This is a genomic window from Longimicrobium sp., from assembly GCF_036399255.1.
Taxonomy (GTDB): domain Bacteria; phylum Gemmatimonadota; class Gemmatimonadetes; order Longimicrobiales; family Longimicrobiaceae; genus Longimicrobium.
In genome coordinates this window covers 1-13,621 of the sequence record NZ_DASWNM010000144.1, presented here as the reverse complement: position 1 = coordinate 13,621, position 13,621 = coordinate 1, and the positions used below count along the sequence as shown (strand labels likewise).

General features: G+C 73.3%; 9 protein-coding genes. 1 reads left to right on the top strand and 8 read right to left on the bottom strand.

Annotated elements, in window-relative coordinates:
- Window positions 1–110: 110 nt before the first annotated feature.
- The 8 genes from VGC13_RS27465 to VGC13_RS27430 form a co-directional block, all read right to left on the bottom strand.
- Window positions 111–1,760: a M6 family metalloprotease domain-containing protein gene (locus VGC13_RS27465; RefSeq protein WP_331128527.1), complete on the bottom strand. Its 1,650-nt coding sequence runs from the start codon at window positions 1,758–1,760 to the stop codon at window positions 111–113.
- Between the two features lie 44 nt (window positions 1,761–1,804).
- The gene (locus VGC13_RS27460) at window positions 1,805–2,947 is read right to left on the bottom strand and encodes a hypothetical protein (protein WP_331128526.1); all 1,143 of its coding nucleotides are present in this window, start codon (window positions 2,945–2,947) and stop codon (window positions 1,805–1,807) included.
- 276 nt (window positions 2,948–3,223) lie between these two features.
- Window positions 3,224–4,372, bottom strand: coding sequence for a hypothetical protein (locus tag VGC13_RS27455; protein ID WP_331128525.1), 1,149 nt, complete (start codon window positions 4,370–4,372; stop codon window positions 3,224–3,226).
- Window positions 4,373–4,508: 136 nt separating this feature from the next.
- Window positions 4,509–6,134, bottom strand: coding sequence for an immune inhibitor A domain-containing protein (locus tag VGC13_RS27450; protein WP_331128524.1), 1,626 nt, complete (start codon window positions 6,132–6,134; stop codon window positions 4,509–4,511).
- Window positions 6,134–6,520: a hypothetical protein gene (locus VGC13_RS27445; RefSeq protein WP_331128523.1), complete on the bottom strand. Its 387-nt coding sequence runs from the start codon at window positions 6,518–6,520 to the stop codon at window positions 6,134–6,136. Before VGC13_RS27445 ends, VGC13_RS27450 begins: the two co-directional genes overlap by 1 nt.
- A gap of 74 nt (window positions 6,521–6,594) precedes the next feature.
- Complete coding sequence (locus VGC13_RS27440) at window positions 6,595–7,794, bottom strand: hypothetical protein (protein ID WP_331128522.1); 1,200 nt, start codon at window positions 7,792–7,794, stop codon at window positions 6,595–6,597.
- The gene (locus VGC13_RS27435; RefSeq protein WP_331128521.1) at window positions 7,791–8,939 is read right to left on the bottom strand and encodes a hypothetical protein; all 1,149 of its coding nucleotides are present in this window, start codon (window positions 8,937–8,939) and stop codon (window positions 7,791–7,793) included. Before VGC13_RS27435 ends, VGC13_RS27440 begins: the two co-directional genes overlap by 4 nt.
- Window positions 8,940–9,191: 252 nt before the next feature.
- Window positions 9,192–9,497 (bottom strand): pinensin family lanthipeptide, encoded by a 306-nt coding sequence (locus VGC13_RS27430; RefSeq protein ID WP_331128520.1) that lies wholly within the window; start codon window positions 9,495–9,497, stop codon window positions 9,192–9,194.
- 793 nt (window positions 9,498–10,290) lie between these two features.
- Here VGC13_RS27430 and VGC13_RS27425 point away from each other — a divergent pair.
- Window positions 10,291–13,530 carry an Ig-like domain-containing protein gene (locus VGC13_RS27425; protein ID WP_331128519.1) on the top strand — a complete coding sequence of 1,080 codons (3,240 nt, stop codon included), beginning with the start codon at window positions 10,291–10,293 and terminating at the stop codon, window positions 13,528–13,530.
- The last annotated feature ends 91 nt before the right edge of the window (window positions 13,531–13,621 follow it).

Here is a 13,621-nt window from a genome sequence, read left to right as displayed (position 1 = left end):
AGAACGGAAAATGTACCGGCTTTTTCCGATCCCGTCAACCCCGGCCGGGCCCTCTCCTCTTCGGCCGCCGTTCGGCGCATCCATCCCCGCCGCGCGGCGAACGTCCAAAGCTAACCCGCTCCGGACGCCGGCGGGAGCCCCGCCGCGGCCGCGGCCTCCTGGCGCACCGTGTCGCGGCGGTAGCGCATGTACGTGCGAAGGTCGCCGGCGTCGTACCGGCCGTCGCGGTTTCCAAAGTAGTCCAGCGCCGCCCGCTCGTCGTCCGTCAGCGGCCCGCCCGGCGAGCCCAGCAGCGGGGCCAGCAGCGGCGCCGACGCCACGGCCGGCACGGTGGAGACGGTGACGCGGGCCACGCCGCCGGACACGTCGATCTCCAGCGCCACGCCGGCGGGCTGGCCGGTGTTCAGGCGCAGGACGGGCCGGCTGCGGTCGTCCAGCAGCCGCCGGCCGGCGAAGGCGTCCCCCGCCACGCCGCGGTCGCCTCCTTCGCGCGCGGTGCGCAGCAGCGCGCCGTCGCCGTCCGCCTCCACCAGCGACGCGAGGTACAGCCGCGGACAGGTAAGGCACGGCAGCCCGGTCCGCATGGTGTCCACGTGGTACACCAGCACCCCGGCCGCGGGGAGCCCGGCGTCGAAGCCGGTGTTCACCCGGTATTCCAGCAGCAGGAACTCCCAGGGCACCGCCATGGGCACGTGCAGGATGTCGCCGCTCTGCTGCACCGGCCGCAGCGTGTACGTCCGGCGCCACCCGGGCTGGGCGACGGTGGGGACGGTCCATTGCAGGGCGAGCTTTTCCAGCGGCCCCGGGTGCGGGGGGCGCGCCACCTTGCCGAACGTCGAGCCGTCTCCGCACCCCCATGCACCGGCGCCCATCAGCGTCCAGCACCCCTGGATCCAGCGGTGGTCCGCGGGATGGTCGCCGCCGGCGGCGTGGTACCAGTCCGGCATCGCGAACTTGTGACCCGTCTCGTGCGCCATCACGGCCATGCTTTGCGGTGTCCCGTCGCACTCCACCGCGCTCTGGATGTGGTAGTCGTCCACGCGGATGCGGCGGCCGCCGGCACCCGGGTCATCGGTGAAGTACGGCGCGCCCCGCAACGCGTCCATCCGGTAGCGGTGGGGCCACATGCCGGGCCCGCCGCACGGGGCCGCGACTTCGGTGAACTGGAACGCCGCCATGTCCACGACGCCGTCGTCGTCGCCGCTGTTGGGCACGCCGTCGGGGCCGTCGCTGTCGTACAGGGCGAAGTCCGTGGTCTCGTCCACGCGCTCCAGCACGTCCTTCAGGTACCATCCCAGCAGGGCATCGTTGCCCATGCCGTACGACTCCCCCAGCACCTGGGCGCGGGTGTACGCGCTGCGCACCCAGGGCGTCACCGTCCCCGTGATGCGCATGGCCCCCAAGCTGATCTCCTCGTAGTACTGCGTCAGGTTGCCGTCCGGGTTGTCGCCGAACAGCGTGCGCTGAATGGATGCGGCGCTCACCGCCGGCTCGGGCGAGTCGGCGAACAGGGCCGGCATCACCACCATGCGCGGGCTGCGGCGCGGCGCCGCGGCGGCGGGCGTTCCCCGCAGGGCGGCGATCCCGGCGGGCCATCCGCGCCCCGGCCGCGGAAAGGCGGGCGCCTGGCCCGCGTGCTCCCGGTAGCCCGGCGGCAGCGAGTGGACGCGCATCCCCGGGCGCAGCTCCACGTCCTGGCCCGCGGCCGGCGCCGCCGCCAGCACCGCCGCCGCCGCGGCCATCCGCATCATCCCGCGCATCGGCCCTCCCTCCATCCTGGTACGGTGAACGCCGATACACGGCTTCACAGTGCCTCCACGCGCACGGGCGAGGTGCGGCCCCAGGCGGCGCCGCCCGGTCCCGGCTCGCAGAGGGTGCCGCCCCGATAGCCGCCGGGAACGGCGGGTGACACCTGCCCCGACGGCCAGTGCAGCGCCCCGGGCCGCTGCGCGCCGGCCACGGTGCCGTCCGTGTCCCGCGTTTCACGCACGGGCTGGCCGTGCACCCACTCCCTGGTCGTGAGCGTGCCCTGGAACCCGGTGGTCAGCCCCAGCGCCGTCAGGGGGGCCCCGTACCCGGCCGACGCCCGTTCCATCCGGTGGTGCACGCTGTCGACCAGGACGCCGTCCGCGCGCTGCATGGCGTAGCATTCCCACGACAGCCGCCACGACTTCTTGGGAAGCACCGTGATCGCCCACGCTTCGGTGGTGACGCGCCCCCCCGGGGCGGACGTCGCGGTCACGGCGCCGTACCCTTCGGCCGGTGCCCAGACGAAGCCGTCCCGCACGTCGCGGATGGCGAAGTTCGGTGCCCCGGCCGCGATCTCGTACGTGTACTCGACGTCGATCCACGCGTTGCCGTAGACGTCGAACAGGGTAGGCTCGAAGAAATAGGTCTGGAGCCCGATGTTGCCGGCCTCCATCAGCACCGGGCCGTACGTAACCACCTGCGTCACCGGCCCCGCGGCAAAGTGGATGGCCGCGGTGTCGGGGTTGCCGAACGGCCGCCCCTCCACCGTCGCCTCCGCCACCAGCAGGCAGATGCCGGTGCGGGTGGGGCGGACGTAGTGGTTGAGGGTGGTGTCGCTGCCGGGCGCCAGCCGCGTGGTGGCGTGCAGCGGCTGGCAGAAGGGGTCCAGCGTGCGCCAGTGGATGGTCACGGCGGGGAGGCGCGCCCGGCGCACCGGCCCGGTCACGCCGTCGTCGTCCGCGACGTCCGGCGAAAGGGAGACGCGCAGCACCACGGGCGTAAGAACGACGAGCGAATCCGGCGGCTGCTCGCCCGGCGGGCGCACCGTGGCCCGCTGCCCGCCGCCCTCCACGATGCGGATCTCCAGGTCGTCCGGGTGCGCGACGGGCGCCGGGCCGCCGCCGTCCCCGCAGGCGGCCAGCAGCAGGAGGAGCGCGGCGGCAAGGGGTCCGGAGCGGGCGGGGCGGGTTCGGCGCATGGGGTACCTGGAGGGGGATGGAGCCGAAGACTTCAGGACCGGAAAACAATGTCCCGCCGCGCCGCCGCACGCGTGCTGATGCGCCCTGCCGCCAGCCCCGGGCAGCCCCAGGGGAGGGGGTGGGCGTGGGCATCTCGCGTCGACACGGCGCCAGGCCCGCCGAGCGCGCCGCCTCTCCTCCGAAGCTGGGCCCGAAGCTGGGGGGAGAGGCCGGGAGAGGGGGCTCTCGCGGGCGCGGCTCGATCCCTGCCAGGGACCCCGGCCGAAGGATCCCGCCTACAGCCGGTCCACGCGCATGGGCGAGGTGCGGGTCCAGGCGGCACCGTCGGGGCCCGGCTCGCAGAGGGTGCCGCCCCGGTAGCCCGTGGGGACCGCCTGCGACACCTGGCCGGGCGACCAGGTCAGGATATCCGGACGCTGGCCGGCAAAGACCGTGGCGCCCAGCTGCCGCGTCTCGCGCATGGGCTGTCCGCGCACCCACTCCCTGCGGGTCACCGTGCCCCGGAAGCTGGTGGTCAGCCCCCGCGCGTTCAGGCCGCCGTACTCGGCCGCCGCGGGGTCCATCTGGTGGTGCACGCTGTCGACGACGGCGCCGTCCGGGCGCTGCATGCCGTAGCACTCCCACGACAGCCGCCAGGACTTGAACGGCAGAAAGTCCAGGGCCCACGCCTCGCTGGTGGCGCTCACCGTCCCGTACGTGGCGGTCACCGCGCCGTACCCTTCTTCGGGGGCCCAGACGAAGCCCCCGCGCACGTCGCGGATGGCGAAGTTGGGCGCGCCCTTCGTGATCGCGAACGTGAACGAGAACTCGATGTCCTCCACCAGGTTGTCGTAGACGTCGAACACCCGGGGCATGAACCGGAACACGTGCTCGCCGGCCGTGCCGGTCGTCATCGCCACGATGGGCTCGCGCGAGACCGCCCGCACCGGGGGTCCCGCGGCAAAGTGGACGGCCGCGGTGTCCGGGGCGCCGATCGGCCGCCCCTCCACCGTGGCCGCCGCCTCCACGCGGCAGATGCCGGAGCGGGTGGGGCGGACGTACTGGTTGCTGGTGGTGTCGGTGCCCGGGGCCAGCTGCGTGGTGGCGTGCACCACCTGGCAGAAGGGCTCCAGCGTGCGCCAGTGCACGGTGACGCCGTCGGGAAGGCGCACCCGGCGCGACGGCCCGGTGGCGCCGTCCTCGCCCTCCACGTCCCGCACCACGGACACGCGCAGCACCACGGGCACCCGCACGAGCAGCGAGTCGGCGGGCTGATCGCCCGGCGGGCGCACCGTGGCCCGCTGGCCGCCGCCGTCCAGAATGCTGATCTCCAGGTCGTCCGGGTCCGCGACGGGCACGGGACCGCCGCCGTCGCCGCAGGCGGCCAGCAGGAGGAGGAGCGCGGCGGCAAGGCGCCCGGGGCCGGCGAAGCGGGTTGGGTGCATGGAGGACACCTGCGTGAAGGCGTGGGCCTAAAAACGTGGGATGGAGCGATGCGCCACCGCCGCGGCGCGTCCGCATCACCCGCTGCTCCCCGCAGAAACGAGAGGCGGGATGATCCGGACGGGCGCGGGAGGGCGGCTAGGCTCCCTGCCGCACGGTGGTGGGGCGGTAGCGCATGTACACGCGAAGGTCGCCCAGGTCGTACGCCCCGTCGCGGTTGCCGAAGTAGTCCAGCGCCGCGCGCTCGTCGGCGGTCAGCGGGCCGCCCGCGGAGCCCAGCAGGGGGGCCAGCAGCGGCGCCGTGGCCACGGTGGGCACGGTGGAGACGGTGATGCGCGCCTGGCCGCCCGACACGTCGATCTCCATGGCCACGCCGGCGGGCTGGCCGGAGTTGAGCGCCAGCACGGGCTGGCTGCGGTCGTCCAGCAGACGCCGGCCGTTGAAGATGTCGCCGGCCGCGCCGCGGTTGCCGCCCTCGCCGGCGGAGCGCCGCAGCGCCCCGTCGCCGTCGGCCTCGAGCAGCGACCAGTAGTACAGGCGCGGGCAGGTGAAGCACGTCAGGCGCAGCGGCCGGAACAGGTCGATGTGGTGCACCAGGACGCCGCCCGCGGGGAGCTCCGAGTCGAAGCCCGTGTTGGGGCGGTACTCCAGCAGCAGGAACTCGAACTCGCCCACCAGCGGAACCTGCAGGAGGTCGCCGCTCTGCTGCACCGGGTTCAGCGTGTACGTGCGGCGCCACCCCGGCTGCGCCCGGGTGGCGGCGGCCCACCCCATCGCGATCTTGTCCAGCGGGCCCAGGTGCGACGGGCGGGGCGTCTTGCCGAACGACGCGCCGTCCCCGCATCCCCACGACCCGCCGGCCATCAGCGTCCAGCACCCGTGCACCCAGCGGCGCTCGGCCGGCAGCAGCCCCTCGCTGGCGTCGTACCAGTCGGGAAGGCCAAAGGCGTGCCCCGTCTCGTGCGCCATCACCGAGATGCTCTGCGGCGTGCCGTCGCACTCCACCGAGCTCTGCATGTGGTAGTCGTCCACCATGATGGGATGCCCGTCGGGGCGCAGGTCCCGGGTGGAGTACGCCACCCCGATGAGCCCCGTGAGCCACGAGCGGTGCGGCCACACGCCGGGTCCCCCGCACGACGCCGCGACCTCGTTGAACTGAAAGGCCGCCAGGTCCACGTAGCCGTCGTCGTCGCCGCTGTTGGGCACGTTGTCGGGGCCGTCGTTGTCGAACTGTCCGAAGTCGATGTGCTGGTCGGAGCGGGCCAGCACGTCGATCAGGTACCATCCCAGGCTGGCGTCGATGCCCAGGCCGTACGACTGGCCCACCACCTCCGCGCGGGGAAGCGAGGTGCGCACCCAGGGCCCCACGGTCCCGGTGATGTTCATCCGCCCCAGGCTGATCTCGTGGTAGTACTGCGTCAGGTTGCCCATCGGGTTGGTGCCGAACAGCTGCTGCTGCAGCGCCGCCGAGGTCACCACCGGCTCGGGCGAGTCGGAGAACAGCCCCAGCAGCACCGCCATGCGCAGGTTGCCCCGCGCGGGCGCCGTCGCCGCCAACGGCCCCCCGGGCGAGGCCGAAAGGCGGTTGCGCCAGCCGCGCCGGGTCTCGAAGAAGCCGGGGTCCCGGCGAACGCGGTCCCAGTACCCCTGCGGCAGCGGAATTCCGCTCTGCTGCGAAAGGATCTCCACGTCCTGCGCCGCCGCGGGAACGGCGGCCAGCGCGGCCAGGGCGGCCAGGGCCGCCCGCATCAGCATGGTACGCATCACTCGTCTCCCCGCGCGGGCGTGAACGCCACCGAGTAGCCGTCGGTGGAGGGGCGAACGCGGTCGTCGGCGCCGGCCACCTGCAGCACGCGCACGGAGGGAAGCTCGTTCCCCGGCGCCACGTGCACGCGGAACTCGATGACCCCCGCGGGCTCGCGCACCAGCATCACCCGCCACCCGCCGCTCACCGGCTGCTTGAACAGGGTGGCCGACGACGTGCCCACGAACGTCAGCCCCTCGCCGGCCACCTCCAGCAGCACGGCGCCCTCGGGGCCGTGGGGCGACTTGAGCGCGGCGATGAACTCGCCGCCGGCGGGCGCGGCGCCGGTGCCGCCGCCGTCGCAGGCGGCCAGCAGCAGCAGGGCGCAGACGATCAACAAACGCATGGCAGGCAGGGGGGCTGGGGCGGATGAAGGACGCGCGGCCGGGTGCCGGCGGGCGCGGGTCAGGGCGGGGGGCTTCACTGGGGCGCCTCGGGCCGGCGCAGCAGCCGCACGGGCGCGGTGCGGCTCCACGCGGCGCCGCCGGGGTCCGGCTGGCACAGGGTGCCGCCCACGAACCCGCCGGCGGTTTCCGTCACCGGCTGGCCGGGGGACCATTCCACCACCCGCGGCTTGCGGGCGGCGAACACGCTGGCGTCCAGCGTCCGCGTCTCGCGCACGGGCTCGCCGCGCACCCACTCGCGGCGCACCAGCGTGCCCGACAGGGTCAGCATCGCTCCCCGCGGCGAAAAGGCGCCGTGCGACACCCGGGCGGTGTCCATGCTGAAGTGCACGCTGTCCACGCGCACCCCGTCCGGCCGGTCCAGGCCGTAGCACTCCCACGACAGCCGCCACAGCCACCTGCCCAGGTTCACCATGGACCACACCGGCACCCGGCCGCTGAGCGCGCCGTGCCGGATGGTCACCTCGCCGTAGCCTTCGCCCGTGGCGTGGATCCATTCCTCGAAGTGGCGCTCGAAGTAGAACTGGGGCGCGCCCCCGGTCAGCTCGTACGTGCGGCCGGGCGTGTCCACGAAGTTGCCGTGGGCGTCGAACAGGGCCGAGAAGAACGAGGAAAGCGCCACGCCCCGGGGCTCGATCAGGCGAATGGGCATCACCTCCATCCGCACCGGCGGCCCCGGGTCGAAGTGGATGGCCGCGGTGTCGGGCCTGCCCAGGGGCCGCCCCTCCGCCGTCGCCTCGGCCACCAGGCGGCAGACGCCCGAGCGGGTGGGCCGGACGTAGTGGTTCACGGTGCTGTCGCGTCCCGGCTCCACCTGCGTGGCCGCCTCCACCACCTGGCAGAACGGGTCCAGCGTGCGCCAGTGCACGGTCACCGGCGGCAGGCGCACCCCGCCCGACGGCCCCGTGACGCCGTCCTCCGCCTCCAGGTCCGTCGCCAGGGAAATGCGCACCACCACCGGGGTGTGGACGACCAGCGAATCCGCCGGCTGCTCGCCGAAAGGGCGTACGGAGGTGCGCTGCCCGCCGCCGCGCACGATCGTCATCCGCAGGTCGTCGGGGTGCGCGACCGGGGCTGCCCCGCCGCCGTCGCAGGCGGCCAGCGGCAGAAGCAGCAGACAGGCAGGCAGAACGCGCATGCGCGGCAGAGGCCCCGGGGCGGATGAGGGACGCGCGGCCAGCGCACGGCGGGCGCGGGTCAGGGCGGGCGGCTTCACCGCGGCACGTCCAGCGGCCGCCGGATCAGCTGCGCGGGCGAAGTGCGGCTCCACGCCGCGCCGCCGGGGTCCGGCTGGCACAGGGTGCCGCCCACGTACCCGGCGGCGGTTTCGGGCGCCGCCTGGGTGGCGGACCACTCCACCACCCCTGGCTTCTTGGCGGCGAACACCTGGGCCTCCGGCGTACGGGTCTCGCGCACGGGCTCCCCGCGGACCCACTCCCGCCGCACCAGCGTGCCCGTCAGGGTCAGCGCCACCCCGCGCGGCGAAAGGCCCCCGTAGCTCGGCTGGGCCGTGTCCATGCGGAGATGGACGCTGTCCACGCGCACCCCGTCCGGACGGTCCATGCCATAGCATTCCCACGACAGGCGCCACGAGGACCGCCCCATCACCTCCAGGGCCCACACCTGCACCCGGACGCTGAGCCCGTCGGCGGTGGCGGTCACCTCGCCGATCCCTTCGCCCCGGGTGCGCAGCCAGTCCACGAACGCATGCTCGACGTAGAACTGGGGTGCGCCCCCGGACAGCTCGTAGGTGATGCGGGAGGGTCGCACGAAGTTGCCGTGGGCATCGAACAGCCCGACGGGAAACAGGTTGATCTCCGCTCCCCGGAAGGGTTCGATCATGGCAGCGGCGGGCGCCTGGATCCGCACCGGCGGCCCCGGGTTGAAGTGGATGGCCGCGGTGTCGGGCCTGCCCACCGGCCGCCCCTCCGCCGTCGCCTCGGCCACCAGGCGGCAGACGCCGGAGCGGGTGGGCCGGACGTAGCGGTTCACGGTGCTGTCGCTTCCCGGCTCCACCTGCGTGGTCGCCTCCACCACCTGGCAGAACGGGTCCAGCGTGCGCCAGTGCACGGTCACGGGCGGCAGGCGCACCCCGCCCGACGGCCCCGTGACGCCGTCCTCCGCCTCCAGGTCCGTCGCCAGGGCAATGCGCACCACCACCGGGGTGTGGACGACCAGCGAATCCGCCGGCTGCTCGCCGAAGGGGCGTACGGAGGCGTGCTGCCCGCCGCCGCGCACGATGGTCATCTGCAGGTCGTCCGGATGCGCCAGGGGGTCTGCCGCGCGGCCGTCGCAGGCGGCCAGCGCAAGGAGCAGGGCGAGGGCGGCACGCCGGGGGCCGGCGGGGCGGGATCGATGCATGGAGGGCCTGCGGCAGTGCGGTCGATCGTGGGGTGCTGCGATATGGAGTAACGCACGGCCGTTCCGCTTTATGACAGCCCGCGCACAACGCGCCGCGAGATACCGGCGCCTTTCCCCGGGGCGCGGGAAGCACGGCGGCGGGACGCCCCTGGCACCCGTGGCTCCGCACGAAGAAAGGCGGGCCCGCGGTGCGCGGGCCCGCCTCGTCCATCCGTCCGCGCCGCCGTCAGCGCGGCGCGGCGGGGATGGAAGCTACAGCGGGCAGCACTCGCAGAAGCCCGGGTAGCCGGCCGTGACGCTGTAGTCGCAGGTGTAGTTGCCGGCGGCCGTGTTGCACGGATGGCACGTGTCGTAGCCGGCGCAGGTCCCGTTGCACGAGGCCTGGCCACAGTCCGTCTGCACGCAGGTGGGGCAGCCGGGGCAGGTACAGGCGGTTTCGCAGGCCGTGGGGCAGGTGCACTGCTGCTCGCCGACCACCGTGCCCTTTTCGGCGGCCCTGGCGGAGGTCTCAAACGAGTCGACGGTGAGCTGGTCCAGGTTGAGCGCGAGCTTTTTCATGGGATCTCTCCTGCGGATGGGTGGCGAGCCGCCGGCCGGCCGGACGGCGCGTGGAACGGGAACGTACGTTGTCCGCGTTCCACGTGACCCATTTTACGCCGCATTCCGCCCCGCAACAATGATGATGATGAAAAACGCCGGGACGCAAATGGATGACGGGAGATCCTCCGCGCGGCTCCGCATCCGGCCTCGTGCCGCGCTCCATCCGCGGCCCTCGAGGAGTGTGTCCAGGGTTCCGGGCTCCTGACGCAAGCCGCCGGCTTCCTGATGATCCCAGATTCTCGGCCCGATCGTGCATTCCCCCACGGGCTGTCTCATCCTCATCCCAGGTCCTGAAAAAGAATGATCGTACAGAGGAACAGAGTCAGACAGAGAACGCGAGCTGAAACATCATCCGGGTTTCCTCTGTCTGACTCTGTTCCTCTGTACTCGTGAAGGTGTTGTTTTCCCGGCTTCGGTATCCTACGGGGGGCGACCCGAAGGATCTGCTCTCGGATACGACGGCCGATCCCGGGGTGCGATCCAGCCCATTCGTGCCGCCGGCCGGATCCTTCGGCCGGGAAGTGAAGCGGGAAGTGAAGCGGCCAAGCTGATTCTCGAACACACGCCGGGAGCGGCGGGAAAAACATGCGTATTGCGCTCCGGCGCGATCCATGGGATATTTGTCGCCCCTGTGTGGCCGCCCCGACGGCCATTCCTTCCTGTCGGTCGCAGGGGGCCCCTTGCCCCCTCGCACCCGCCGTCCCCGGCGCGCCAGGCGCCGCCCGATTCAGAAACTTTTCATTCTCTCCCCGTGAAAAAGCCTTTCTTTTCCATGCGCCGCGCGGCGTGTGGCGTTGTGCTGGCGGCGATCGCCATCGCCTGCGGCGACGCCACCGGTCCCCGGACGGAGCCCGTGGCTTCGGTGGACATCAGCGGCATTCCCGCCACCCTGTACGTGGGCGCCACCGCCACCCTGGCCGCCACCCCGCGCGACGCCGACGGCGAGGCGCTGGCCAACCGCCCCGTCACCTGGATCTCCAGCGACAGCACCATCGCGGGGGTGAGCGCGCAGGGCGTGGTCGCGGGGCGAAAGGTGGGCGACGTGGTGATCGTGGCCACCAGCGAGCAGAAGAGCGCCACCGCCACTGTGCGGGTAAAGCTGGAGCCGCCCGCGACGGTGGAGATCACCGGCGGGCCGGCGGAGGCGGTGGTGGCCGGGACCGTCGTGCAGCTGGCCGCGGCCGCGCGCAACGGGGCGGGCGCCGTCATCCCCGGGCGCGTGATCACCTGGACGTCGGCGAACCCCCAGCTGGCGACGGTCTCGGACAGCGGCAGGGTGCAGACGCTCGGGGCGGGCGAGGTGGTGATCACGGCCGCCAACGAGGGGGTCAGCACCCCCTTCACCCTGCGGATCGTGGAGCGCGTGGTGTCGGTGGAGATCGCCGGCGGGCCGGGGACCCCGGTGGTGGCGGGCGCCGCCATCCAGCTGAACGCGGTGGCGCGCAGCGCGTCGGGGGCCGCGCTCGCCGGGCGCCCCGTCGCCTGGAGCTCGGGAAACCCGGACATGGCCACCGTCTCGCCCGCCGGCATGGTGCAGACGCTGCGCGCCGGCCCGGTAGAGATCACGGCCACCGTCGAGGACGTTCGCGCCACGCTGGTGCTGCAGGTGGTGGAGCCGGTGGAGGAGGTGCGGATCACCGGCGCGCCGGAGGGCCCGGTGATCGCCGGCACGGGCGTCCAGCTGGCCGCCGTGGCCCGCGCCGCCGGCGGGGCCCCGCTCCCCGGCCGCGTGATCACCTGGTCCTCGGGGAACCCGGAGCTGGCCACCGTCACGGGCGCCGGCTACGTGCAGACGCACAAGGCCGGCGAGGTAACCATCATGGCCGTCCACCAGGGGGTCAGCGCCACCGTCACGCTGCGCATCCTCGAGCCGGTGGTGTCGGTGCAGATCACCGGCGTAACGGCGAACCCCGTGCTGCGCGGGGCCGAGGTCCAGCTGGCCGCCGTGGCCCGCGGCGCGGCGGGCGCGGCCCTCGGCGGGCGCACCATCACCTGGGCCTCCGGCAACGCCGCGGTGGCCTCCGTCTCGGCCGGGGGCCTGGTGCGGGCGCTCGCCCCCGGCAGCGCGGCGATCACGGCCACCGTGGAGGGGGTCAGCGCCACCTTCACCCTCACCGTCCTGGAGCCGGTTGCGGCCGTGGAGATCAGCGGCGCGCCGACCGGCCCGGTGGTGGCCGGGCCCTCGTTCCAGCTCTCCGCGGTGGCGCGCGGCGCGGCGGGCGAGGCGCTCCCGGGCCGCGTGATCGCCTGGACCTCCAGCAACCCCGACGTGGCCCCCGTCTCGGCCGCCGGACTGCTGCGGACGCTGCGTGCGGGCGAGGCGGTGATCACGGCCACCGTGGAGGGGGTCGGCGCCACCTTCACCCTCACCGTCCTGGAGCCGGTCTCGGCGGTGCAGATCGTGGGGGCGCCCGCGGCACCGGTCGTGGCGGGGGCGACGGTGCAGCTGCGGGCGGTGGCGCGCGGCGCCGCGGGCGACTCGCTGGGGGGCCGCGCGGTGTTCTGGATGGCGAGCGACCACTCCCGGGCCACCATCTCGGCGGACGGGCTGGTGACCACGCTCGACGCCGGAGACGTGCTGATCACGGCCAGCGTGGAGGGGCGCAGCGCCTCGTTCGTCCTGGCGATCCTGGAGCCGGTGGGCTCGGTAAGCGTCGCCGCGCCGGCCACCGCGCTGTACCAGACGCAGAACGTGCCGCTCACCGTCACGCTGCACAGCGCTTCGGGGGCGCCGCTCACGGGCCGCCCGGTCACCTGGACCACCTCCGACCCGCTGCGGGCGACGGTCGACTCCGCCGGCAGGGTGACCGGCACGGGCGCCGGCACGGTCACCATCACGGCGGCCAGCGAGGGAAAGACGGGCACGGCGAGCCTGCAGATCCTCGCGCGGCCCACCGCCGACTGGAGCCAGGCCACGATGTGGACCACGCACCAGGGCAACGCCCGCCACACCGGCTACGTGCCGGTGACGGCGGACCCGACGGCCTTCGATTCGCTGTGGGCGCGCAGCCCGCTGGGCTCCACGTCCCTGAACCCCGTCACCGAGGGCGACGGCCGGCTGTTCATCTCCGGCTACGCGTACTTCGGCGGGCAGACGCTGGCGACGGTGAACGCGCGCACCGGCGCGCCCGTCTGGTCGCACTCCTTCGGCACCATCCACGGCGTGCATCCCCCGGCGTACGGCAACGGGCGCGTGTACGCCACCACCAGCGGGCACCAGGACGCCAACCTGTACGCGTTCGACGCGGCCACCGGCGCCGTGGCGTTCCGCGAGCGGTACGGCAACCAGTGGTCGCGCTACTTTGCGCCCGTGGTGGTGGGCGAGACGGTGTACATGGCGGGCGGCTACTACGACGGAATGTACGCCTTCGCCTCCACCGACGGCGCGCAGCGCTGGTTCGCCAACACCAACCAGTACGACGAGTGGACGCCGGCGGTGGACAACGGCCGGGTGTACGCGTACACCGGCAGCTACTCGCCCAAGCTGCAGGTGCACAACGCCGCCACGGGCGCGGAGCTCTTCAGCATCCCCGATCCCGGCTTCTCGTGGAACGGGTGGAGCATGGACGCCTCGCCCGTGCTGGGCTCCATGAACAACGTGCTGGTTACGCAGGCGGGGCGGCTGGTCTCGTTCAACCTGCAGAGCCGCACCATCGGGTGGCAGCGCAGCTCGAACTACACGGGCAACGTGACCGTGGCCGGGGGCATGCTGTACGTGATCAACAACGGCCAGGTCGAGGCACGCAACGAGAGCGACGGATCGGGGGTGTGGGTGTGGATTCCGCCCGCCGGGCAGAGGGCGACCGGAACGATCGTGGCCACGCGCAACCTGCTGTTCGTAAGCACCGAAAGCCACACGTACGCCATCGACATCGCCGCGCGCGCGGCGACCTGGTCCCACCCCGCCGGCGGGCACCTGGCGGTGGGCCGCGACGGCATCCTGTTCATCGCGCAGTCGGACGGCACGCTGACCGCGGTTGACCTGAAGTAGTGCGTTGTGAGGGGATGGGGCTGAACGGAGGAAGAAGGGAAAAGGGACAAGGGAATAGGGAATAGGGAATAGGGAATAGGGACTAGTCTCT

Excerpts from the sequence above, each read along its gene's own strand:
- VGC13_RS27465 (WP_331128527.1), bottom strand. The coding sequence starts at position 1,760 with ATGCGCGGGATGATGCGGATGGCCGCGGCGGCGGCGGTGCTGGCGGCG.
- VGC13_RS27460 (WP_331128526.1), bottom strand. The coding sequence starts at position 2,947 with ATGCGCCGAACCCGCCCCGCCCGCTCCGGACCCCTTGCCGCCGCGCTC.
- VGC13_RS27435 (WP_331128521.1), bottom strand. The coding sequence starts at position 8,939 with ATGCATCGATCCCGCCCCGCCGGCCCCCGGCGTGCCGCCCTCGCCCTG.
- VGC13_RS27450 (WP_331128524.1), bottom strand. The coding sequence starts at position 6,134 with ATGCGTACCATGCTGATGCGGGCGGCCCTGGCCGCCCTGGCCGCGCTG.
- VGC13_RS27430 (WP_331128520.1), bottom strand. The coding sequence starts at position 9,497 with ATGAAAAAGCTCGCGCTCAACCTGGACCAGCTCACCGTCGACTCGTTT.
- VGC13_RS27455 (WP_331128525.1), bottom strand. The coding sequence starts at position 4,372 with ATGCACCCAACCCGCTTCGCCGGCCCCGGGCGCCTTGCCGCCGCGCTC.
- VGC13_RS27445 (WP_331128523.1), bottom strand. The coding sequence starts at position 6,520 with ATGCGTTTGTTGATCGTCTGCGCCCTGCTGCTGCTGGCCGCCTGCGAC.